This is a genomic window from Paenalcaligenes sp. Me52, from assembly GCF_050487965.1.
Classification (GTDB): domain Bacteria; phylum Pseudomonadota; class Gammaproteobacteria; order Burkholderiales; family Burkholderiaceae_B; genus Paenalcaligenes.
The window spans coordinates 108,079-131,415 of sequence record NZ_JBKQFO010000003.1; the positions used below are offsets into that span (position 1 = coordinate 108,079).

Sequence of the window (23,337 nt, forward strand, 5' to 3'; positions counted from 1 at the left end):
TCCGTGCTTCATTTTGATATTTTCTGCCGTGTCGTTGATAACTACGGCGACATAGGTGTCTGTTGGCGCCTGGCTCGCCAGTTAGCTGCCCCTCCCCACCAAAAAAACGTACGCCTATGGGTGGACGACTTACACAGTTTCAAACGCTTAGAACCCCGTCTGCAGACCGAGCTGAATGAACAGCATATAGACGGCGTTACCGTACACCCTTGGAATGATGCACAATCCTTCCCCCCTCCTGCCGAGGTAGTCATAGAGGCTTTCGCCTGTGAATTACCAGACACCTACAAAGCCGCGATCACTGACAAAACGGTGTGGCTGAATCTGGAATATTTAAGTGCTGAAGACTGGGTTGAGGATTGCCATGCGCAACCCTCACCGCAGCAACAAGGCAAACGTAAGTATTTCTTCTTCCCTGGCTTTACGGAACGCACAGGCGGCTTACTACGTGAAGAAAACCTTAAGCAACAACGCCTTAGCTGGCAACAAGATCAAAGCAATGCTCAAGCGCTATGGACCAAGATTGGTTTATCTGAGCGTACTCAAATTGAGTTGATGCACGGGCAGCGTAGGCAGATTTTGTTATTTTCCTACCCTTCCGCACCAGTTATGGCGCTGTTGCAAGCCCTACAGCAGGGCAATCACGATACGTTAGTGTTAAGCCCCACGCCGTTCACACCTGAACAGCAAGTGCTGTCTAATGACCATCTGCAACTGCACCATTTCAATTTTGTGAGCCAACAAGAGTTTGATCATTTGCTCTGGAGCAGTGACCTGAACTTTGTACGTGGTGAGGATTCCCTTGTTCGTGCGCTATGGGCCGCTAAGCCGTTTATTTGGCAACCCTACGAGCAAGAAGAAGGGCTTCATACAAAAAAACTACAAGCGCTCTTAGATCGCAGCCCTATGAATCAGGCTGTACAAACACTGATGCACACCTGGAGCAACTGCGACAGTCAGCAGTTCACCGATCAATATCTCTCATGTATGCAAGCTCCTATGTGGCACAGATGGCGCGAGGAAGCCCTGCAATGGCATAATACGCTATTGCAACAGAAAGACCTGTGTACACATCTGCTGGAGTTCTGTACGAAACACCAGCCTACACAGTAAAATAGTCTTCTTTACGATTTTTGCCCCACACCATCACGTGCGGGGCCATCCTTTACCGGAGTTTCTTTAGTTATGAAAACCGCTCAAGAGGTACGCGTTGGTAACGTGGTGCTCGTCAATGGCGAACCTTTAGTTGTACAGAAATCCGAATACAACAAGTCTGGCCGTAACTCAGCTGTTGTAAAAATGAAGTTCAAAAACCTGCTGACAGGCTCTCCTAGCGAAGCTGTACACAAAGCTGACGAAAAATTCGACATCGTTGTGTTGGAGAAAAAAGAGTGCAGTTACTCCTACTTCGCTGATCCTATGTACGTATTCATGGATACTGAATACAACCAGTACGAGATCGAAGCTGACAGCATGGGTGATGCGCTGAACTACCTGGAAGAAGGTATGGAAGCAGAAGTAGTGTTCTACGAAGGTCGCGCGATCTCTCTGGAACTGCCTACTATGATCGTTCGTGAAATCACTTACACAGAACCTGCTGTGCGTGGTGACACTTCCGGTAAAGTGCTGAAACCAGCAACTATCAACACTGGCCACACTCTGCAAGTGCCTATGTTCTGCGAAATTGGTGACAAAATCGAAATCGATACACGCACCAACGAATACCGCAGCCGTGTGTAATTCACACACTCTGGCAATAAAAAAGGATCGCTTAGCGATCCTTTTTTATTTGTGCTGATAGGCACGCTACTTACTGCAAGCGATCATCATCCAAATAATCCGGTATAGGTAATACAGCAATACCTTCCTCTACCAGTTCTACGCATTCTTCGGCAGTTGCACTGCCGCGTATAGAGCGCTCTTCAATTTCGCCGTTGTGCATTTTTCTGGCTTCTTCGGCAAAGTTTGCCCCTACGTTATCCGCCTTACTTAACAAGGTGCGCACCTGACGCATGACTTCGGCCTGTATCGCTGCGACGTCCGCAGTACCAGACGGCACGCCTCCCCCGGTTGATGACACAGAAGCAGTTGGCGCAGGCTTAGAGGGTGAATCCTTAAGGTGACTTAAGTTCAAACGGGGTGCAGATAGTTTTTTATGTACCACCACAGAATGACACACAGGACAGCTCAGCAGCTTTTGTTCCAGTTGCTGCTCATAATTGTCTTGTGATTTAAACCAACCCTCGAACACATGCTGGTTTTCACATTGAAGATCAAAAACTTTTAACGCCATACCCTACCTAGTGAAGGCTACAGTGACAGTGAAAGCACCATTATAAACGCTATACGCCTGCCCTACGCCCTTGCTCTTACAACCGTGGAACCGAGGCCAACAACTGCTTTGTGGACTCGTGTTGCGGGCGTAGCAGTACCTGTTCTGCACTGCCATATTCAGCAATACGTCCGTTATGCATCACCGCCACAGAATCCGCCAAATACTCTACCACCCCAAAGTTATGCGTGATAAACAAATACGCCATGCCACTTTCTTGCTGCAATTGACGCAATAGATTCAATATTTGTGCCTGCACTGATACATCCAACGCCGATGTAGGCTCATCACACAGCAGCACTTTAGGCTCTACCGCCAACGCCCGCGCAATAGCCACTCGCTGACGCTGCCCTCCCGAAAACTCATGTGGATAACGTTCGGCACTGTTTACTGGCAGACCCGTTTGATCTAACAACGTTTTGATGCGTACTTGCCTCTGCTCTTTGCTGGTATGCGGATGCAACGCTCGTATGCCTTCATCCAAAATATCACCCACCAGCATGCGTGGGTTTAGCGAGGCATAGGGGTCTTGAAACACAATCTGTATTTGACTGCGTAAGGCCTTAAGTTGCTGCCCCTGCACCGCTAACAAATTCTGGCCATCTAACAGGGCTTCACCCTGTATCTGCGCTTGCCCATCTAGCAACCGTAGCAATGCTTTAGCCAAGGTAGTTTTCCCGCAGCCTGATGCCCCCAACAATGCTAAGGTCTCACCCTGATGCAAACATAGGTTCACATCCGTCACCACGGGAATGCTACGACGTTTACGCAACCAACCACTGCCTGCCCAATACGCCACATGCACACCTTTTAAGTCCAACACGGGTGTGCGAGATGCCACTGCAGTGGCTTCATTCTTTTCTACTACTGGCACAGAAGATGCTCCTAGCCCTAATGGCTGACCACGTTTTTCATAGGTAGGAATAGCTGCCAATAGCTCTTGGGCATACGGATGATCTGGATGCGCGAAGAACTGTTCTGCAGGGGATATCTCTACGATATCGCCAGCTTTCATTAAGGCCACGGTATGGGCAATACGCTTCACTACCGCCAAATCGTGGGTAATCAAGAGAATCCCCAGCCCCATCTCTTGCTGTATTTCAGCCAACAAATCCAGAATTTGCGCCTGTACCGTGACATCTAATGCCGTGGTGGGCTCATCGGCAATCAGTAAGGTAGGTTCGGCGGCTAAGGCCATCGCAATCATAATGCGCTGCCGCTGCCCACCCGAAAACTGAAAGGGGTACTCATGTAGGCGCTCACGCGCTTGGGGAATGCCTACTCTGTCCAACCACCAAATCACTTTTTCCCAGACTGCATCACCACGCAACGGACTGTGCAAACGTATAGTTTCAGCAATTTGTTCACCTATGCTCATGATGGGGTTTAAGCAGGTAGAGGGCTCTTGGAAAATCATGCCTGCTTGGCCACCACGCAACTGCTGCATACGCTGCTCAGGCACATCAAACACAGCCTCGCCAGCCAGACTCACATCTCCTGAACTGATCCACGCCGCATCAGGAAGCAATCGCACAATGGCTTGCGCCGTCAGGCTTTTACCTGAACCGGACTCGCCCACCAGCGCGAAAGTACGACCCTGCTGTACCGCGAACTCTACCTGCCGCACTACTTCTTTAGCTTGATCTTCGGTGGCCACACTCACACTAAGCTGAGACACATCCAGCAAGACGTTAGTTGGTTGCAGAGTTTGACTCATAGCGTGCCCTCCTTGGCTGCACTGGCCTTACGTCTGAAACGCTGTAGGCTTTGCAATCTAGGGATATGCAAGCGTCGAGTTCGGGGATCAAAGGCTCGTTGCACAGCATCGGAAAACACATTGGCAGACAGCACCAAGGCTAACAAGAACACAAACGCTGCCAACAAGTTCCACCAAATCATGGGGTCTCTAGACATTTCTACGCGTGAAGCATCAATCATGGTGCCAAAAGACGGCATGCTTGGGTCCACCCCTATGCCCAAGTACGACAACACAGCTTCGTAAAGCACCAATCCCGAGAACTCCAGCACCATCGTAATCAGCACAATGTGCATGAGGTTAGGCAGGATGTGTTTCAGCATAATACGCACATGACTCACGCCAAAGGCTCTGGCGGCCTGCACGTACTCCATCTCACGTAACTTCAAGGTTTCAGCTCGTAATAGCCGGCATAAGCCCGCCCAACCGGTAAAACCCAAAATCAAACACAGCAAAAACAAACGCAAATCGGCGCGCGCCGCGATGGTATCAAACAGCTCTGGGTGAGACTCTATATACACCTGCATCATCAGTACACACGCTGCGATCAGCAATACACCTGGCACAGAAGTAAGCGTGGTGTAGATGTATTGGATTAGATCGTCTACCCAACCCTTAAAGTAGCCTGCTGCAATACCAAAGAACAACGCAGGCGGCAACATGGCGCAGGTTGTTAAGGTGCCAATCACCAAAGCAGTACGTACACTTTTAAGCGCTAAGGCTATGACGTCGTTACCTGACCTATCTGTACCCAATACGTAATAATTACCGGCCAGCATAATCAGTGCCAAAACCATAATCACTAAGATAGACAACGCTACCCATGCCGCTCGCCATGCAACGCGTTCGCTACCATTACGCCACCACAAGCTGCGTGCTGCCCACCAGCCTTTAGACTGCTTGCGCGTACGCAAGATACGCCATGCCAAACTATTCACTACTGCCCACGACAGTACCAGCCACAACAAGGCATAACCACCCGCATATTTCAATCGTTGGCGTACATCTTCATTACGCTCTTCTAGCGTACCTATACCTACAGCAGCCTGCTCCAATGCCGGATAATCTCGCACCGCTTGCCCATCTACTAACTGTGACTCTTTGAAAAATAAGGTGAGCGAGAACGGTGCCGAATACGTACGCTCTACTTTGCTTAAACCCGTAGCGTCCAACACATCATCTAATACAGATCTAGCAATAGGCGCGTAACGCTGCGGCGCACTCTGTGCGCTATCCAATGCAGGTAACGCCTGACGATAATGAATAGAGTCCAGCATGCCCACCGTCACGAAGCTAAGCAATACCACGGCAGCGGCAGCCGCAGAGGGTGTGCGCCAGACACTACCCCACGCAGCACGTAACGCCGTAGTACGACGCACATGCCAGACGTAGCCTAAGGCCGCTAACAACGCCAACCATAGAAAAATATCGGTCCAGAGCAAAGCAAATTTAGGCATGATCATGACCCAGTGCAGAATAGCTGCTCAACATTTATTCAAACCGGACACGAGGGTCCACCACGGTATAGGAGATATCCGCCAAAATCAGGCCGACGATATATAAAGCCGAACCTAAAAACACCATCGCGCGCACAATGGATAAGTCTTGTGCGTTGATAGCATCAATGGTGTAGCTACCCAAACCAGGAATACCAAAGAAGGATTCAGCGATCAGGCTACCCATGAATAGCAACGGTATAGCCGAGACTGTTCCCGTCAAAATAGGCAGCATGGCATTACGTAATAGGTGTTTGAACAATACGGCTTGCTCAGATAACCCTTTGGCTCGTGCGGTACGTATGTAGTCTTTATAGGCCTCTTCCAAGAACAGGCTGCGATAAAAACGGGATTCCGCCCCCAATCTGGACATAATGCCCACCAGCACTGGCAGTATCAAAAACTTAATGTTTTGCATGCCATCTAGCCAACCGGAATACGGCACCCAACGCAAAACTTTAGCAAACATCCATTGCCCAGCAATGATGTAGAACAGCCCTGAGATAGACAGGAGCACCACACACACCACTACCCCAGTAAAGTCCACCGCCGTTGCCCGGAAAAACACCAACAACAAGGCAAACATAATGGATGCCCACAAGCCCAAAATAAAGGTAGGTATGGCTAAGGCTAAGCTGGGGCCCATCCGTTGTTTGATTTCGCGCGTAATGTCAGCGCCATTGTCAGAAAAACCAAAGTCAAAACGTAGCAATGGTACAGAGCGTTCGTAGAAAATGGTGTTGGTGAAGGCCTCGCTACCGCTGGCTTCATCGTTATAAAACAAAGGCTTGTCGTAGCCATGTACGACTTTCCACTGCTCTACCGCTTCGGCACTCACACGCTGACCACCAATTGCTAACCGTGCCATATCATCAGGTGTGTTCACAGCAAAAAACAGCACAAAGGTAAGTAAATTCACTCCAAACAGAATCAACACACCGTACAGTAATCGACGCAGTACATAACGGATCATGGTTGCCTCTCCTTAGGTGACACGGCAACTGCGCGCACCGTTTGCTGCTCTCGTCTTTTCACCTGACGCCATAAATACACGGCTACGCCCCCGCCTAGCACTAACACCAGCCACAGCGGCCACCAGTACGGCTGATTCCAACGCTGCTGGAACACCACCCTACGCTCAGGATCTATACGTAAATATTGCAGCGTATTACGCACCATTTGCGAGGGCTTCAAATTGTGTACCCACGAATGAGCGGCTCCACCCGACTTGGGAAAATACCCAAACATCCACACAGCATCCTCTTGCAAGATAGACACCATCTTACGTATTACAGCTTCTTTTTCTGGGCCATCATCCAAATAACGCATCGCCCTGAAGAGCTTGTCGTACTCAGGGTTTTCGTAGTTAGCGGCATTTTCTCCGCCATGCGCTACCTTAGCCTGTGGGCCATACAGCTGGAACAGGAAGTTCTCGGCATCTGGGTAATCGGCTACCCAGCCCCACAAAAACAGCTGCGCCGAACCCTTACTCATTTTCTCTTGAAAACGGTTGTAGTCGCTGGCACGTATTTCAAACTGCACACCAATAGCTTGTAGTTGCCTACGCATCCAATCCAAAGACGCGCTAGCACCCATACCTGTCATGGAGTCGTAGTACAAAATTAACGGTGCGCCAGTCTCACTATTACGCCCATCTGGATACCCTGCTTTGGCCAGTAACGCACGAGCCTCGTCCAGCGAACGACGTCGCACCTGACCTGCCTCTGTGGTGTACACCGTAGGATTCATGCCCGCAGGCAATGGCTCATACCCCACCACGCCTGGTGGTAATGGGCTATGCGCAGCTTCGGCCTGATCATTTTGGAAAATACTGACGAACTCTTCCCAATCAAAGGCAATACTAATCGCTTGACGCAAATACCGGTTACGCTCGGCCTGCTCTGGCGTGTCGCCCTTACCGACGATGGGGTCTAACCAGTTAAAGCCCATGTAAAACAAACTGGCTTCGGGCGCACTGCTTAACTGCAACGCACGCTCTTGGTATAAAAGCGCCTTTTCGGGCGAGTCTTCCGCTGCCACTAACATTGCCACCCCATACTCACCACGCTCTAGCTGTGGAATATCGTAGTAGCCTTGTAAAAACTTGCCCATTAGCGGCACGCTTTCTTTTTCTATGCTGAATATGGCTTTATCGATAAACGGCATAGGCTTACCGCAATCTTCTAGCAAGCCAGCTGCTTTGTCTTCCGCACTGCCTTCACAGGGGTACGGCTCGCCACGGAAATTCGGGTTGCGTGTGAGCTCATGCCTACGATTGGGAATGTACTCCGTCAACATATACGGCCCCGTACCTACTGGCCATCTACTGAATGACAAACCGTGCTGCGCCATACCGGGCTGGTGATAAAAACGATCGGCTTCCCACGGCACAGGGGCCACAAAAGTCATCGCTAACCAATATTTGAACTGCGGATATTTACCCAATACGCGTATGCGTAACGTATGGTCATCTAGAGCTTGCACACCTGATAACTCGTACTTGCGCAAATCTAGCCACTGCTCGGCTGGCAGATTTTGATTAACGGTTTTTAGCTGCTCACCATAGTCACGCATGCCTTCCACATGCGCGGCCATAGTGGAGAAAATCGGCGACACCACTCTTGGGCTGGCCAAACGTTTAAAGGCGTACACCACATCGTCGGCCACCAACGGGCGCGTGCCACTCTGCGAAAAATCCGGAATGGCGTACTTGCCTTCTAGTTGCTCTGGGGTGATTGGCCAATAGCGATAATCACCAGACTCTGATCTAGCAAAAGCAGGATGCGGCTGATACAAAATATCAGGCCGCAGCCTAATGTCGTACACACTAATAGCCACTTGCTCGCCGTCTGCATCGGAAGGCAAACGCTCACCTTGGGCATCCAAGTAATAGGGTTCTACCACCTCTACGGCCGCCCTAGGCATGAGCTTGTAGGGGCGCTCAAGATAGTGATAGCCGTATAACGGCTCATACACCGAGTAGGTGATAGGTGTCTCGTCACCAGAATAGCTGGTGGCAGAATCTAAAGTACGAGGCGAACGCTGTGTAAACGCGGTATAGAACACGTTTTCAGCCACCTGTTCTGACGGGTAGGGGTTATTCACCACCTCATCGCCGCAGCCTACTAGCCCTCCCACCAGTCCTACAACGACCACCAGCCAGAGTTTACGCATTAGTCACACTTCCTCTGTTGCCAGCATTGATAACGCCACACCCACGGTTCTACGGCTGAGGGTGCCTGCCATATGCCTTGTTTGTTTTTTTGCGCCTGCTGCTGCAGGTCTACCATGTTTTTGTCTCGCAAGAAACGACCACGTTTTTCTTGATTGGCCCATGCATAACCCGCCGCGACCAACTGACGATTCAGGCTAGTATCTTGGCCGAGCAGACTCACATCACAAATCTTTCTACCGTAATTATCTTCTTCATAGCAGTTGAGCTGCACGTTTTTGCCCCCTACTCGCTGATAGAGAAAATCTCTGGATGCTTGGGCATAAGGCTGACCGGGTTGCTCGTCGCTTTTATGCGTTTCGGGTGCATCAATGCTAGCCAACCTAATACGGTACTGCTGGCTTCCTACCTGCACCGTTAACGTATCGCCATCCGCCACGCGTACCACTCGCCCCTCTAGGACTTGTGACTCACCTGATGCTGCAGGGCTACTTGGCTCTACCGAGTCCGGTAACCATTGCTCCCACAACCATGACAGCATGATCAATGCCACAATCACCGCTGCACTCAACCCCGTCTTTTTTGCTTTAATTCGTTGCTGTTTCATCTGACCCATCACGTTGATTTCAGTTCCGGTAGTGCTTGATGATTATAAGTTCAACCACCCCTAAGTCCAGCGTCATAGCTCGCTTTTTTCACCTGACAGAAAATCCGTAATACCTGTTAAAGTAAAGCCTCATGTTGGCTTTCAATCACTGAATTACCCCCTATGCAACCTAGAACTCTTTGCGGCGCAGGCGCCCTACTACTCACTATTGGCGTTGCCGCTGGCGCATTTGGCGCGCATGCACTCAAAGCCATTCACGTTGACCTGCTTGCCGTCTGGCACACAGCTGTACTGTACCAATTGATTCACGGCCTGGGCTTGATCGCCTTGGCCGCTGCACACCCCTTACTACAACCTCGCACCGCTGCTCTTGCTGGCCCTATTTTGCTAGCTGGCTCAGTACTGTTTAGCTTCAGTTTATATGCGTTGGTCATGTTCCAAATCCCATTTTTGGCCTATTTGACTCCGTTAGGCGGCCTTCTGATGGTGGCAGGCTGGGCACTGGTTGTAGTCGCTGCATGGACACGCCCTCGTTCCTAATCTGTTTATCAGGAGATTCTTATGTTTCAACCAGCCACGGCCCTGCAAACTTTCTTGCGTGGTTTGCCTAAAGCAGAGTTACACCTACATATTGAGGGTACTCTGGAGCCTGAACTGATTTTCGAACTGGCTGAACGTAACCATATCCCGCTGAACTACCCTTCTGTAGAAGCACTACGCGCCGCCTATCAGTTTCAGAATTTGCAGTCTTTTCTGGATTTGTATTACGCCGGCGCCAGCGTGCTAATACACGAAGCAGATTTCTATGCCATGACCATGGCGTACTTTGCCCGTATCCATGCCGACGGCGTGACCCATACCGAGATCATGTTTGATCCCCAAACGCACACGGCACGCGGCATTGCAATGGAAACCGTGTTTGCTGGCATTGCCACGGCCTGTAGGGATGCGCAAGCAAAGTACGGCATTAGCAGCTATTTAATACTGAGCTTCTTGCGTCACCTTAGCGAAGAAGAAGCCTTCACCACGCTAGAACAAGCGCTGCCGTTACGTGAGCAATACAGCGACCTGTGGATAGCCATAGGGCTAGACTCTGCCGAGCAAGGCAACCCCCCAGAAAAATTTGCTAAGGTATACCAACGCTGCAAAGAATTGGGCTTCAGACTAGTCGCTCACGCCGGTGAAGAAGGTCCGGCTGACTACATTACTACTGCCTTAGATTTGCTTCACGTTGAACGCGTGGATCATGGTGTGCGCAGCGAAGACGACCCACAACTGGTACAACGCTTAATCAAAGAACAAGTGGCCCTCACTGTCTGTCCGCTGTCTAACCTAAAGCTGCAGGTGTTTGATGCCATGCATCAGCACAACTTGGCAACGTTGCTGCGCCAAGGCGTAAAAATCACCATCAACTCGGATGACCCTTCCTATTTTGGTGGCTACCTACTGGATAACTACCTAGCCTGTGCACACGCGCTGGATCTACACAGAGACGAGTTAGTCACCCTTGCCATGAATAGTTTTACCGCCTCATTCCTGCCTGATGCGCAAAAACGTGAATGGGTGGCTAGCATTCAGCGTTACGCAGCAGAACACTAAGCATGCCTATTTCGAGCACCGCTTTACCGCGTGATTTTTACCTGCAAGACACCATAGAAGTGGCCCAGCAATTGTTGGGCCACTATCTAGTCTACGAACACGCTGGGCAAACACGCTACGGCCGCATTGTAGAAACAGAAGCCTATTTGGGCGCTCACGATTTAGCAGCACATAGTTGCCGTGGCGTGACACCTAGAACGCAAATCATGTTTGGCCCTGGCGGCTTTGCCTATGTGTACCTAATTTATGGCATGCATCATTGCTTCAACATTGTCACTGGCCCAGAAGGCCAAGGCAGCGCAGTGCTTATCCGCGCTTTAGAGCCTTTGGGTGAATTGGACACCAACACAGCAGGCCCAGGCAGGCTGTGCAAAGCCATGGGGATTACTCGCGAGCAAAACGGTTACGACCTGTGCAACTCTGCCTTGTATGTATGCCACCCTGACTCCGCTCTTATACATGCCAACGAAACATTGGTGACTGCACCCCGCATAGGCGTGGACTATGCAGGAGAATGGGCCTTAAAGCCCTTACGTTTTCTACTGCAAGGCAATGCCTACGTTTCTCGTCCCGCTCCTAAAACAGCCTGACTTGCCCTGAATACTATGACTGCTACTACCCCAATAGATCCGTTACTGCAAATTGCTTTAGCACCATGGGTGCAAGTAGAACGCTTGCAACAAGTGGAGCGATCCGCCCAACACATCACGCTAGATCTGTGCTTAGCCCCTTTGTTACTGCAACACCCTGAACACTACGCGCATAGCTTACACGCGTTGGCTGGCAGCGCCATGAGTTGTTTGGTTGAGGGTGCATTGCAGCCTGGTTTCACGCAACGTAACGTCGCTTTGCACGCCAGTTTGATTCATCCTGAACCCAGCCAAGTCGTGCAGGTGCAGGCTAGACTATGCCGGCAAGGCCGCAGCGTCTCGTTTGCTGAAGCCAGTCTCTACAATGAAGACAATATAGTGATCGCGCATTACCAAGGCACTTATGCGCTATTGAGCGCCACACAATAGCAGGCAACTATACCGCACACTACTCTATAGCAGAGGCAACTCTTGTCTACTCGCAAAAAAGTGACGTGGTTAGCCCCCATAAAAAAAGCCCTTGCCATCATAGCAAGGGCTTTTTTATAAACATCACGCGATTAACGATCGAAACGCGCAGGGTCTAACAAGATACGGCGGTCCACATCCTGTATATCGCGCACACCGCACAACCCCATCGACACACTCAGCTCGTTTGCCAGAATTTCCAGCGCACGGGTTACGCCAGCTTGCCCTGCTGCACCCAAAGCGTACAGGAATGCTCTACCAATCATGGTGGCATCTGCACCCAGCGCCACAGAACGCAAAACATCTTGGCCGGAACGCACACCACTGTCTAACCAAATTTCAGTTTGATTACCCACTGCATCGGCAATAGCCGGCAAACATGCAATGGTAGAAGGCGCGCCATCTAACTGTCTGCCGCCGTGGTTAGACACCACAATCGCATCAGCCCCCGCATCTACCGCATGGCGAGCATCTTCGGCTTCCATAATACCTTTCAGCACCAACTTACCGCCCCAGCATTTTTTGATCCACTCCACGTCATCCCACGACAAAGTTGGGTCAAACTGCTGCTGCGTCCATGACGCCAAGGTACCCAGATCATCTACACCAGCAGCATGACCAATAATATTACCGAAAGTACGGCGTTTGGTTTTTAGCATACCTTGGCACCAGCGCAGGCGAGTCGCCAAGTTCAGCATGTTCATCAAGGTAGGACGCGGTGGTACAGACAGCCCATTACGTATATCTTTATGACGCTGCCCTAAGACTTGTAAATCCAGCGTCAGCACCAAGGCAGAACAATTCGCTGCTTTGGCTCTATTAATCAGTGCCTCGATAAACTGCCTATCGCGCATCACGTACAACTGAAACCAGAATGGAGCTTGAGTGTGCTCGGCCACGTCTTCTAACGAGCAAATACTCATGGTGGATAAGGTAAATGGCACACCAAAATCACGCGCAGCACGTGCGGCCAATATCTCACCATCAGCGTGCTGCATGCCTGTCAGGCCGGTAGGAGCCAGCGCCACAGGCATACTCACAGGCTGCCCCAACATGGTGGTCGCCAAACTACGACCTTCAATATTCACGGCTACGCGCTGCTTGAACTTCAGCTGTTGAAAATCTGACTCATTTTCTCTGTAGGTGGATTCTGTCCAGGAACCCGAATCTACATAGTCATAGAACATTTTAGGCACGCGACGGCGCGCCAACTGCTGAAAATCAGAAATACACGTAATCTTGGACAGATCTTCCACTTCGGCTCTCCAAAGGGCTCATAAATAAAGCAATACTACACACCTGACAGCATGCAGGTATGCGAAAACATCAAGCGTAACGCTTGTACGCGGTACTAGGCCAGTGCATTCGCTAGAATTTTGCTGTGCGACACCTAAAATGGCGCACTTTTTTGCTCCAAAATGGGGCTACAAAGACCTAAAACCAAAAATTTCACTATAAATTCGCTTTGCATATCAAAAAACGTTGACACATTAAGAAATACAGTGCTATAGTTTCTTTCTCACAGCGGCTGTAGCTCAGTTGGATAGAGTACTTGGCTACGAACCAAGGGGTCGTGAGTTCGAATCTTGCCAGCCGCGCCATATTTAGTAAAAAAGCCATTTCTTCGGAAATGGCTTTTTTATTTTCTACTCCCTAGACTAGGCAGTGAATAAGTCTACGACACTGTTAGGTGCACCACTTCCCAAGAAACGCTGCTGATTATCGGCAGTCTGTTTAGCAAAGCGAGCACTACGCTCAAATAACGCCTGTTCATACTCAGACAGCGCACGCTCTGTATTATCAGGATGCTTGCACAAGACCAGCGCCAACTCTGCTCCGTCATACATAGCTAGATTTGCCCCCTCACCCGCAAACGGCGTCATCACATGCGCGGCATCGCCAACCAAGCTCACTCCAGCAACATGCTCCCAACGATGCTGTATAGGTAAGGCATACAAAGGACGCACTATAGGCAGCGTGTCGCTGTGTATAAGTATGTGCTGCAACGTCACCGCCCAATCAGAAAACTCACGTACCAAGCACGGCAACACGTCAGACTTTTTAGAGCTAGCCGCTATGCGTGCACCCCAGCTTTCTGGTTTATTGAGTGCAATATACGCACGTATGTCGCCATTCGCATAATGGTGGGCCAATATTGCTTTGCCCGGCGCTACCGCCATTAGCGTACCCTTCCCCACCAACTCGGCAATAACCTTATGATACGCCCCGTGAGCATGCTGATGAATTTCAAAAAAGGTAGTACCGGTATAAGCTGGTTTAGCGTTCGACAACAGAGGTCTAACCTTAGACCACGCACCATCCGCCCCAATCACGAGATCAGCTTCGTAATACGTACCATCCGAGAATGTTAATTCCTGAGCACCTTCAGAACGCGTGCGAACCTGAGCCAGTTTGCGCCCCCACTGGATACACCCAGCAGGCAGTGATGCGATTAATAGCCTACGCAGTGCACCTCTATCTACTTCAGGTTTACTAGAGAGCAAAGAACTGGGCTTATCCCACAAGATATGGCCATGTTTGTCTGTAATACGCTTGGCATCTTCCCCAGGAAGAATCAACGCCAAAAACTCGTTATACAGCCCGGCCGCCTTCAGTGCTAATTGGCCGTTGTACTCATGTATATCCAACAGCCCGCCTTGATCCCGTGCGTCAGGAGAAGCCTCGGCCTCAAAAATCGTGGTCGTTATTCCATTTACCCATAGCACACGAGCAAGCACTAACCCACCCAATCCAGCACCAATAATGGCGATAGGCGACGTTGTGGGTGATGATGAAAAAGCAGAATTCATGGCGCGTTCCTAGTGTTATGAACCGTGATAACAGTTCATAAAAAACCGACACAAGTCGGGGGAGACGCTGGCCACTATCGCAAGCAATGCGAAGAGACGTGTGCGCGGCTGTTATAGGGTGAATGCCTTATGCTTTACAGCCGTTTTTCGCGATTATTAAAAAATTCTAGCACAGCAGTAACCTAACACTGCTGCTCTATTAGCGTTTTTCTGACAGATCTATACCATTGCCATCGCCAAAGCCATCATGCACCCATGCCACAACAGGCACGGCGTAGCTCCAGCCACCGGCTTTCCACCAGCACTCGGCAAACCATGCTTGCACTGTATTAGCGGCAATAGCTAAGCCATCAAAATCCTCATCGAGGAAATAATCTTCGTGGAAGGCATCCATCTTCTCTAAGCCTACGGAAAGCTCCATGGCTCTGCCAGCGAAGATAGTAGGATCGTTATTATCGACTTTATTATTTTCACCGCTGTAGTAGATCCACGCAGATGGGGTTTCCAAGCCGTCTTCACCAAAGAAGATTTGTACTTCAGCACTGCACACAGTATCGGGCACAGGTAGTGTGAACAACGCACGTAACTCGTTGATAAGATGCTTTGAGGACTTTTCTAAGCAGCGTCTATAACGGGTTTGAAATTGCGTTTTACTTAGCCCAAATGGAACCATGCGTAGATACTCCTAATGCAGCGATAAGGCGTCTAGCCACTAGATAAGGCTGCATCATAACATTCGACTTTGGCACATCCACACGGCCTTCAACACTGCCGTATACCCTATCTAGTAAAAATTTCTTGCACCGGTATTATATTTAGTGTTATAGTTTACTTCTCACAGCGGCTGTAGCTCAGTTGGATAGAGTACTTGGCTACGAACCAAGGGGTCGTGAGTTCGAATCTTGCCAGCCGCGCCATATTTAGTAAAAAAGCCATTTCTTCGGAAATGGCTTTTTTACTTTCTACTTCGTTAACACTCTCTGCGTGCCGTATACACCTAGACGATTTACGACACGCCGTTAGTCTCTGACTACTCTGTAGTGGGTAGCGGTAACAAACCCAACGCTTTCAAATGCGGTTCTTCATAAACTGAGTCTTCCGCTGGGTAGCGCAAACCCTCTACCCCTTTGATTTTGGCATTCGCCCAAATAATACTTTCCCCGGCTGGCAAGCTATCCACATCCGCCACATACAACGGATCGTTAAACGCCTGCAATGGCGGCACAAAACTCCAGCCGTTCTGTGTAAAAGCCTCTATCACGTCAGGAATAGTCTCGGCATTAATACGGTTAGTATGCAGCAGCAACACATGCGCGGGGCGTCGTTCCAGCACCTGCATGGCCAGGTTGTCGTAATACGTGGCGCGATCCAGCAAATGTTCTATGTAAGCGGCCTGCACTTGCTGCGCTTTGGCGGGTTCCCCTGCGTCCATCCATGCCGAATAAACTTGGTTGTAATACCAGTCGCTAGCATCAATGGAAACTGGTGCCGCTTTATACCCGTGCTGACGCATCCACTCACGTATACCATCACGCTTTTCTACGGTATCGCCTTCTTTAAGATAAGGAAAACGTAGCATGGGCATCCAGTTAGGCAAGGTATTTAGCACCACATCAGCCTCGGCCACATCCGCGATAAAGTCATTCAACGACAACTGAGGGGACGCCAAACTTCGGTGCTTAGAAGTATGGTTGCCAACGGCATGCCCTTGTTCGCCCCATTGCTGTATCAGCGCCAAACCAGCCTCTCCACCCAAACGATCTAATGCGGGAAACACCATTGCTGTGATGTTGGTGTTTTTCAAACCATCCAAAATAGCCTGATTCCAACTCGCTGCTAGCGGCTGCTTATCGGGATTCAAGCCATCATCAAAGGTCAAGCTTAAGGTTTGCGCAGTAGCCACAGCTGATAACACAGCAAAAAAAAGAGCAGAAAGTAGTTGAAGCTTTTTTCTCATGAAACGGTTGCCATAAAAATGTGCATTGACGCAGAAAGGCCCACAGTAATGTGGGCCTTTCCATACTACAAAGTTGACTGTAGAAACTCAATCGCTAAAAAAGTAGCCTGCGTCAACGTGTCACAATAGCAGTTAGCTGGCTATGCATAAACGCTGGATCTGAATCCCTGACCGTAGGTAAATGCAGCCTCGCATCAGCAATCTGCAGAACATCTAGCTCTGCAGTTATTAACTCACTGCCTTCACCTGCACACGCTAGCACCTTAGCATTTGCATCTAAGATGCATGACCCACCCCAAAAATCCAAATTATCTCGACGTCCACAGTGATTTGCCATCACAGCAGCCACCCCATACGTCATGCAGGTATAACGCAAATTCAGATCCCAGCCACCAGGGTTATCAAAATCACCACCCACTGCCCCACGCGCAGAGGCAATAGGTTGAACCAATAAATTAGCTCCTTTAAGCGCAGCTAACCAAGGCAAGCCAGGCGACCAACTATCGGCACAAATTAAAGTAGCCAATTGCCAGTCGTCACACAAAGAAGTGAGAGTAAACTCAGCACCTTTAACGTAAAAATAGCCCTCTTTCAGATTGCCATAGGTGGGGAGATTAAGTTTACGATGCACATGCTGTATGCGGCCATTAACTAGTAACACTTGAGAGTTATAGACTCGCCCATCATCTGCTTGCTCTATTAGCCCAAACGACACAGCAGTACCCCGCGTAGCCGCACACAAAACCTGTACTTCGTTAGCATCTACTGATCTGGCCAACCGGCTTACATCCGGTTCAGAAAGATAGTCCGTCAGAGACAACTCAGGAAACACCAACAAGTGCACATGCTGCTGCTTAGCTTGCTCAATCATGTCTACGTGCAATGCCAAGTTTTGCGCTATATCTCCTGGCACACACTCAATCTGAGCCGCCCCAACCTTAAGCTTCCTCATGCTCTATCCTTACAGCAGGCCGTTTTCTGTAAGAAAGGTCTGCGCCACAGACTCTACAGACTTTCTTTGCACATCCACCTCAGCATTCAGCCCAGACATTATCGAACTGTCCAGTTTGGCAGACAGCGCATTCAGCAATTCAGCAATTTCTGGGTTTGCTGCCAATACATCAGCGCGTATAACCGGGGTCAGCGCATAAGAAGGGAAGAAGCTTTTATCATCTTCTAACAAAACAAAGTCAAACGCTTGTATGCGACCGTCTGTAGCCAAAACTAACGCCACGTCCACTTGTTTATCACGTAATGCTTGATAAGTGAGCCCGCCATCCATACGTTTAATTTGGCTACGCGGAAACTCAAAACCATACATGTCGTGCAAAGGTTTTAGCCCATCCGAACGAGAGTAAAACTCAGCATTGGAGGCAAATAAGTACTTGCTTCCTTGATTCAAGGTGGCGGCCAAATCGCTCAAGGTGACAATATGATCTGCTGCTGCTTGCTCTTTGCGCATGGCAAATGCATACGTATTATTTGCCTCGGACGGGTTTAACCAGATCAAACCTTTGGGTTCATCCATACTCTTAACGCGCTCGTACGTCCCCATACGATCCAAACGCTCTTGCACCTTGTTGTAGATCACCAAAGCTGTGCCCGTATATTCCCAATACACATCCACTTGGCCATTTTCCTGAGCTGCCCGTAAAACAGACGACCCCATGTCTACGCGTTTATCCACATCAAAGCCTGCATTCTTCAGAACTAACGCTGTCATTTCAGCGATCACTTGCTGCTCAGTAAAACTTTTCCCCCCCACCACAACAGTAGGTTTCGCTACGGCAATACCAGCAGCGGTCATTAAACATAAGGTGGCTATCCATTTATGAATTCTTGTCATCACTCATCCTCTTTTTCATGGTTTTTTAGTTACTACACTTACCCTAAGGCCTTACACCACGTGGAATCATCCAATGCTGTGCTTGAGCACATAACAGATCCACAGCAATAGCCAACAAAGCTGTAGAAAGCGCCCCCGCCAGCATCATGCCTATATCATTCAAATCAATACCAGTAAAAATCAGCTCCCCCAGACCACCGCCACCGACAAGAAACGCTAGCGGTACTGTACCTACATTAATTGCCAGCGCCGTACGTATACCCGCAAAAATCACATACAAGGCATTGGGTAGTTCTACCCTACGCAGTATTTGCATTCGGGTCATACCCATTGCTTCTGCCGCCTCTATAAGATGAGCAGGCAAGGAACGTAGCCCCTCGTAAGTATTCACAGCAACAGGCAACAGCGTCGCAACCCACAGACCAAAAATAGCCGCTGGCGCTCCCAAGCCCATAAACCCCATAGCAAGTGCTAACAAGGCTAGCTTTGGTACAGCCTGACCTATATTAAGCACCTGCAATGCAACTAATGCCCCAGTACGCTGTGAAGGTCGGCTCATCCAGATGCCTAATGGGATTGCTACCACAATGGCCAAACCACCTGACACCATCACTAAATAAAGATGCTGCATCACCAAGTACTTCACATCCTCGCCATGCATAGCGATCTCATCCCACAGCCCAGCATGCGCAGCGAACGAGGACAAAGCTCCCACCAACACCACAAGCACACTCCACGGCGCTATTTTGGAAAGACACTTCACGCTGCCGCCTCCTGTCTTACAGGAGCCATGAGCCACGCCAAAATATGCTCTTTACTAATTGCGCCCATCACCTGCAGATGTTCATCCACACAAATGGCATAGGGAACATTGCGCGCCAACAATAGAGACAACACCTGACGCAAATCATCAAACTCATTGACACGTAACGCATTCGGATCCTGTGCCAAACCCTCTAATCCAGCAACCCTTGTTACCGAACGCACCAACCGCCCTGCATCCATCAAGCGCAAGCGTTTCAGTAAACGATCATCACCCATAAAGTTCGCCACAAAATCACTGACAGGACGTGCTAATAAATCATCGGGTGCACCAAACTGCTCTATTTTTCCGTCTTTAAAGATCGCCACACGATCTGCCATTTTGACAGCCTAATCTATATCGTGACTCACAAATAGTACTGTCTTGCCCATCTTGCGCTGTATGCGCATAAATTCATCTTGAATAGTTTCACGGTTGATAGGATCAATCGCGCCAAAAGGCTCATCCATTAGCATCACGGGGGGATCTGCAGCCAACGCTCGCGCCACACCCACACGTTGCTGCTGCCCTCCCGACAACTCACGTGGATAACGCTGCAGAAAGGCAGAAGGATCCAACGCCACTACCTCTAACAGTTCTGCGGCACGCTGCCGGCTTTTCTTTTTATCCCACCCCAGTAAATCCGGTACCACACAGATGTTGTCGCTCACCGTCATATTGGGAAACAACCCCACCTGCTGGATGACATACCCGATAGAACGCCGAAGCGTGACGGTATCCATCTCAGAAGCGTTACGTCCCGCAATCATGACCTGTCCCGATGTGGGTGGAATTAGCCTATTGATCATTTTCAGGGTAGTGGTCTTTCCACATCCCGAGGGACCTAACAACATGCAAATTTCCCCCTCCTTCACCTGAAAAGACACATCTTTTACCGCATCCACAGAACCATCACGGGTTTCATATCGTTTAGACAAGTTTTTGACTTCTATCATTTCAACGCTTCCTTAGGTGTTATACGAGCAACAGGACCAACACCCTTTGGGGTTAAGACTTTTTGCAACCAGGCCAATAAATAATCAGAGGCAATTGCTATAGCACTCACCAATATCGCTCCCGCTAACAATTGACGCGGATCCGATTGAGAGATCCCTCTATTAATCAAACTACCTAAACCACCTGCGCCAATATACGTAGCGATAGTGGCAATACCGATATTGATCACCACAGCCACACGTACTCCTGTCATGATCAAAGGCACAGCCAATGGCAGTTCTACCCGCCACAAGCGCTGTACCGCTGTCATACCCATACCGGTAGCTGACTCACGCAATGCGGGATCCACGTTGGCAATCGCCGTAGTGGTGTTACGTAAGATGGGTAATTGTGCATACAAGAACAACGCCAAAATCGCTGGCACTAGGCCTATACCCTGCCCAATTAACGATAAGGGAGGAATCATCAATCCAAATAAGGCGGCAGACGGGATGGTCATGATGATGGCAGCAATTGCCAATACCACTCGGGATGCACGCGCATATTGCGAGATCACAATACCCATAGGTACCCCGGTCAAAATCGCTAACCCCACAGCTATACCCACCATCGTTAGATGCTGTAGCGCGAGCGTAATAATCAGCGAAATATTATTCACAATAAAATCTATGGTCTCCATCTTCCTTCCGACTCATTCTTATAGGCGAGGCTCTAAGATACGAAACTCTGCAATAGTTCGTAACCTTAGATCCGACAGAATCTATCAAAAAAACGACATCACACCAAAACTAGGGTAATCACCGATCTGACATATATCCCTCCATCCATAAAAGAAAAAAACACAAACCCCACACACCCTTATATTTAAAAGACTTTTAAAAACAAAAAACAAAACCCCATTATTTATTGTTCGTTGGAAACGAAAATAAGCTTTATTCAGAATGTCGTTTTCTTGATAGTAAATGTCGTCTTAGTATGGGCTGAATCACGTTAAAGCAGGCTATCTTTTCCTGACCTTAACTCTGCTACTACACCCTAAGATGATCTCAGCTTCTCCGCGTTTGGATGCTCACGTACATTTCTATACCGCTCACGATTTGGAGTCGGTAGCAGCATCTCTCCCTTATTCCCTGCCCAGCCCACACCCGCTAAAAGAGTATTTGGACACACTCATTGATGCCGGCAAAAAACCGTATCTACTCAATAACGTCCACCTCAGTATCTTGCCGGACTCTGAAAATGTATTTGCCTCATTTCTAGAGTTGAATCAGTTGCAGCAATCCGATCCGCAACGGTACGGGGATATACATCTGGTAGGCACCATCATGGCGGATCCAGACTACGCTACTGACCAACGTTTAAGCCACCCACAAGTGGCGGGTATACGTATCGTTTTGCACAATGCCAAACCTACAAGCATTAGCACTAATGCCTATAGCACCCCCGCATGGCAAGAGTTATTGACGCGCCTGCAACCGCATCACCATATACACATTTATGCCTGCGAAGCAGAAAGCAACCTGCGCGTACTGCGTCAGCTACCCAAACATATCACTGTATTAATTGATCACTTAGGTACTTGCCATCCCGAACGAGGCGCCAATGAGCCCGCCTACTTAGCACTACTTCAAGAAGCCAAAATACGCGGCAATGTGTACTTCAAGGGACCTGGTTATAGAACCTCTATACACCCGATTGCGGCACAGCCTTTTGTAGAAAAAATTCTGCAGTACGTGGGGCCGCAGCGACTACTGCTAGAAGCAACCGATGCACCTCATGTAGGCACTGACCAAGAAGGTGTGCCTTACGCCCATAGCTTCACCCCTACCCAAGCGTTTGATTATGTAGAGCGTTTGGCTCATCTCTCCTCTCTGCATCAGGGAGTTAGCCCCGAAACCCTGTTACGTGCAACTGCAAGCGATATTTTTCCCAACCTTTACCCACAAAGACCTACTATGAACAACATTACTGAACGCGTTATTTCCTTCCCTGTTTCCTACTCTGATGAAACTATAGATTTACAAGGCAGAGTTTTCTTACCTGAACAGGTTGATGAGTCACTCCCCCCTGTGGTGTTTAACTCAGGCTTTACTGGCGGCGTGAGCATGTATGGCCAGTTGATGTCCAAAGCACTGGCAGCCCGTGGCTATCGTGTAATGACCTACGACGTAGCTGGTTTTTTCACTAATCGCCAAGTTAGAAACACCTTCGTGGCGAATGGCAAGCGCGTAACTCGCGTCAGCCTAGCAGACCAAGTACAAGAAATGCTAGCTGCCATTTCGTGGTGCAAACAGAATTTTGATCAGATGCCAGCTGTAGCGTCTTGGGCGATGGGCTCATCTGCCAGTTTGGCTGCTGTCATAGAGTTGGCAAAGCAAGGGGGGGAGCAGATTCCCTTCTACATCCCCATGAGCTATACCAGCTTGACAGACCTGCAGAATCTGCGCGCTGATGCTCAAACGGCTCATCGCGATATCATGCAACTAGATCCTATGTCTGCCATTCCTCCATTTGATACTGGCACAGCACAAACGCGCTTGGGTTATTACCCACTAGACGTAGACACTCAAGCTTATGTAGACCAGCAACTCGGTGCTTACACTGATGCTAGCGGTGTAGACCATTGGCCTGGTTGCGAGGCTGTAACTGCAAGCTCTTATCAAGAGTACATTACCTTTAACCCAGAGGCCGATTTACCCACTGTTACTGGAAAGCTGCCTATCGCGCTGATTGTTCATGGCAACGACAACACCTTGCATATGCCAGCAGAGTCTGTTCGGTTGCATGCTCTTTACAGCAAACAGCAACCTAAAGCAGAGCTTTTACAAGTAGAAGACATGCAACATGGTCAACAACTTATCGCTGACAACCCGATCTTCCAATCATTAATTCAGCGCATAGATCAAGGCATACGTACACGTTAATTCTTTGCCCCAGTTATACCC

21 protein-coding genes, 2 tRNA genes and 1 pseudogene are annotated in these 23,337 nt (G+C 49.4%); 9 read left to right on the top strand and 15 right to left on the bottom strand.

The features are described 5' to 3' along the window. Positions 1–3 precede the first annotated feature (3 nt). Together earP and efp are read left to right on the top strand one after the other, a co-directional pair. Complete coding sequence (earP, locus tag ACLO87_RS14830) at positions 4–1,113, top strand: elongation factor P maturation arginine rhamnosyltransferase EarP (protein WP_430224111.1); 1,110 nt, start codon at positions 4–6, stop codon at positions 1,111–1,113. 72 nt (positions 1,114–1,185) lie between these two features. Then, positions 1,186–1,740 (top strand): elongation factor P, encoded by a 555-nt coding sequence (efp, locus tag ACLO87_RS14835; RefSeq protein ID WP_135862188.1) that lies wholly within the window; start codon positions 1,186–1,188, stop codon positions 1,738–1,740. Between the two features lie 70 nt (positions 1,741–1,810). Here the strand turns inward: efp and ACLO87_RS14840 are convergent, their stop codons facing one another. The 6 genes from ACLO87_RS14840 to ACLO87_RS14865 form a co-directional block, all read right to left on the bottom strand. After that, the gene (locus ACLO87_RS14840; RefSeq protein WP_135862186.1) at positions 1,811–2,293 is read right to left on the bottom strand and encodes a DUF1178 family protein; all 483 of its coding nucleotides are present in this window, start codon (positions 2,291–2,293) and stop codon (positions 1,811–1,813) included. A 76-nt stretch (positions 2,294–2,369) separates the two neighbouring features. Next, positions 2,370–4,049, bottom strand: a complete 1,680-nt coding sequence (locus ACLO87_RS14845) for an ABC transporter ATP-binding protein (RefSeq protein ID WP_430224113.1) — start codon at positions 4,047–4,049, stop codon at positions 2,370–2,372. Next, positions 4,046–5,545: an ABC transporter permease gene (locus ACLO87_RS14850; protein WP_430224114.1), complete on the bottom strand. Its 1,500-nt coding sequence runs from the start codon at positions 5,543–5,545 to the stop codon at positions 4,046–4,048. The genes ACLO87_RS14845 and ACLO87_RS14850 overlap by 4 nt, the downstream gene beginning before the upstream one ends. A 34-nt stretch (positions 5,546–5,579) precedes the next feature. After that, positions 5,580–6,557, bottom strand: coding sequence for an ABC transporter permease (locus ACLO87_RS14855; protein ID WP_135862180.1), 978 nt, complete (start codon positions 6,555–6,557; stop codon positions 5,580–5,582). Next, positions 6,554–8,758: an ABC transporter substrate-binding protein gene (locus ACLO87_RS14860; RefSeq protein WP_135862178.1), complete on the bottom strand. Its 2,205-nt coding sequence runs from the start codon at positions 8,756–8,758 to the stop codon at positions 6,554–6,556. Before ACLO87_RS14860 ends, ACLO87_RS14855 begins: the two co-directional genes overlap by 4 nt. Beyond that, positions 8,758–9,363 carry a thermonuclease family protein gene (locus tag ACLO87_RS14865; protein ID WP_430224115.1) on the bottom strand — a complete coding sequence of 202 codons (606 nt, stop codon included), beginning with the start codon at positions 9,361–9,363 and terminating at the stop codon, positions 8,758–8,760. Before ACLO87_RS14865 ends, ACLO87_RS14860 begins: the two co-directional genes overlap by 1 nt. Before the next feature lie 162 nt (positions 9,364–9,525). On the opposite strand from ACLO87_RS14865, the gene ACLO87_RS14870 reads away from it, so the two are divergent. The 4 genes from ACLO87_RS14870 to ACLO87_RS14885 are packed head-to-tail and all read left to right on the top strand — an operon-like array spanning position 9,526 to position 11,981. Next, positions 9,526–9,903: a DUF423 domain-containing protein gene (locus ACLO87_RS14870; protein ID WP_430224116.1), complete on the top strand. Its 378-nt coding sequence runs from the start codon at positions 9,526–9,528 to the stop codon at positions 9,901–9,903. 21 nt (positions 9,904–9,924) lie between these two features. Continuing rightward, positions 9,925–10,962, top strand: a complete 1,038-nt coding sequence (locus tag ACLO87_RS14875) for an adenosine deaminase (protein WP_430224117.1) — start codon at positions 9,925–9,927, stop codon at positions 10,960–10,962. Between the two features lie 2 nt (positions 10,963–10,964). After that, on the top strand, positions 10,965–11,552 hold the full coding sequence (locus tag ACLO87_RS14880) for a DNA-3-methyladenine glycosylase (protein WP_135862171.1): 588 nt from the start codon (positions 10,965–10,967) through the stop codon (positions 11,550–11,552). Positions 11,553–11,567: 15 nt separating this feature from the next. After that, positions 11,568–11,981: a PaaI family thioesterase gene (locus ACLO87_RS14885; protein ID WP_430224118.1), complete on the top strand. Its 414-nt coding sequence runs from the start codon at positions 11,568–11,570 to the stop codon at positions 11,979–11,981. Positions 11,982–12,112: 131 nt separating this feature from the next. On the opposite strand, the gene ACLO87_RS14890 is transcribed toward ACLO87_RS14885, so the two are convergent. Then, the gene (locus tag ACLO87_RS14890) at positions 12,113–13,276 is read right to left on the bottom strand and encodes an alpha-hydroxy acid oxidase (protein ID WP_430224119.1); all 1,164 of its coding nucleotides are present in this window, start codon (positions 13,274–13,276) and stop codon (positions 12,113–12,115) included. 268 nt (positions 13,277–13,544) lie between these two features. On the opposite strand from ACLO87_RS14890, the gene ACLO87_RS14895 reads away from it, so the two are divergent. Further along, positions 13,545–13,621 (top strand) — tRNA-Arg (locus tag ACLO87_RS14895). Between the two features lie 57 nt (positions 13,622–13,678). Here ACLO87_RS14895 and ACLO87_RS14900 read toward each other — a convergent pair. Next, positions 13,679–14,830 (bottom strand): FAD-dependent oxidoreductase, encoded by a 1,152-nt coding sequence (locus ACLO87_RS14900; RefSeq protein ID WP_430224120.1) that lies wholly within the window; start codon positions 14,828–14,830, stop codon positions 13,679–13,681. A gap of 199 nt (positions 14,831–15,029) precedes the next feature. Further along, on the bottom strand, positions 15,030–15,503 hold the full coding sequence (locus ACLO87_RS14905; protein WP_430224121.1) for a hypothetical protein: 474 nt from the start codon (positions 15,501–15,503) through the stop codon (positions 15,030–15,032). 167 nt (positions 15,504–15,670) lie between these two features. Between ACLO87_RS14905 and ACLO87_RS14910 the strand changes: the two genes are divergently transcribed. After that, a tRNA-Arg gene (locus tag ACLO87_RS14910) sits at positions 15,671–15,747 on the top strand. 113 nt (positions 15,748–15,860) lie between these two features. On the opposite strand, the gene ACLO87_RS14915 is transcribed toward ACLO87_RS14910, so the two are convergent. From ACLO87_RS14915 to ACLO87_RS14940, 6 genes and pseudogenes are all read right to left on the bottom strand, one after another. Next, a complete protein-coding gene (locus ACLO87_RS14915; protein WP_430224122.1) occupies positions 15,861–16,787 on the bottom strand; it encodes a polysaccharide deacetylase family protein in 927 nt (308 codons plus the stop codon). A gap of 112 nt (positions 16,788–16,899) precedes the next feature. After that, entirely contained in the window at positions 16,900–17,739 is an 840-nt protein-coding gene (locus tag ACLO87_RS14920; RefSeq protein ID WP_430224123.1) for a nitrilase-related carbon-nitrogen hydrolase, read from the bottom strand. A 9-nt stretch (positions 17,740–17,748) separates the two neighbouring features. Next, positions 17,749–18,633 carry a glycine betaine ABC transporter substrate-binding protein gene (locus ACLO87_RS14925; RefSeq protein WP_430224124.1) on the bottom strand — a complete coding sequence of 295 codons (885 nt, stop codon included), beginning with the start codon at positions 18,631–18,633 and terminating at the stop codon, positions 17,749–17,751. 43 nt (positions 18,634–18,676) lie between these two features. Beyond that, positions 18,677–19,396, bottom strand: a complete 720-nt coding sequence (locus ACLO87_RS14930) for an ABC transporter permease (RefSeq protein ID WP_430224125.1) — start codon at positions 19,394–19,396, stop codon at positions 18,677–18,679. After that, positions 19,393–20,391, bottom strand: a pseudogene (locus tag ACLO87_RS14935) (ABC transporter ATP-binding protein). The gene ACLO87_RS14930 and the pseudogene ACLO87_RS14935 overlap by 4 nt, the downstream one beginning before the upstream one ends. Next, complete coding sequence (locus ACLO87_RS14940; RefSeq protein WP_430224126.1) at positions 20,388–21,071, bottom strand: ABC transporter permease; 684 nt, start codon at positions 21,069–21,071, stop codon at positions 20,388–20,390. The pseudogene ACLO87_RS14935 and the gene ACLO87_RS14940 overlap by 4 nt, the downstream one beginning before the upstream one ends. Before the next feature lie 361 nt (positions 21,072–21,432). On the opposite strand from ACLO87_RS14940, the gene ACLO87_RS14945 reads away from it, so the two are divergent. Beyond that, positions 21,433–23,316: an amidohydrolase family protein gene (locus ACLO87_RS14945; RefSeq protein WP_430224127.1), complete on the top strand. Its 1,884-nt coding sequence runs from the start codon at positions 21,433–21,435 to the stop codon at positions 23,314–23,316. Positions 23,317–23,337 lie beyond the last annotated feature (21 nt).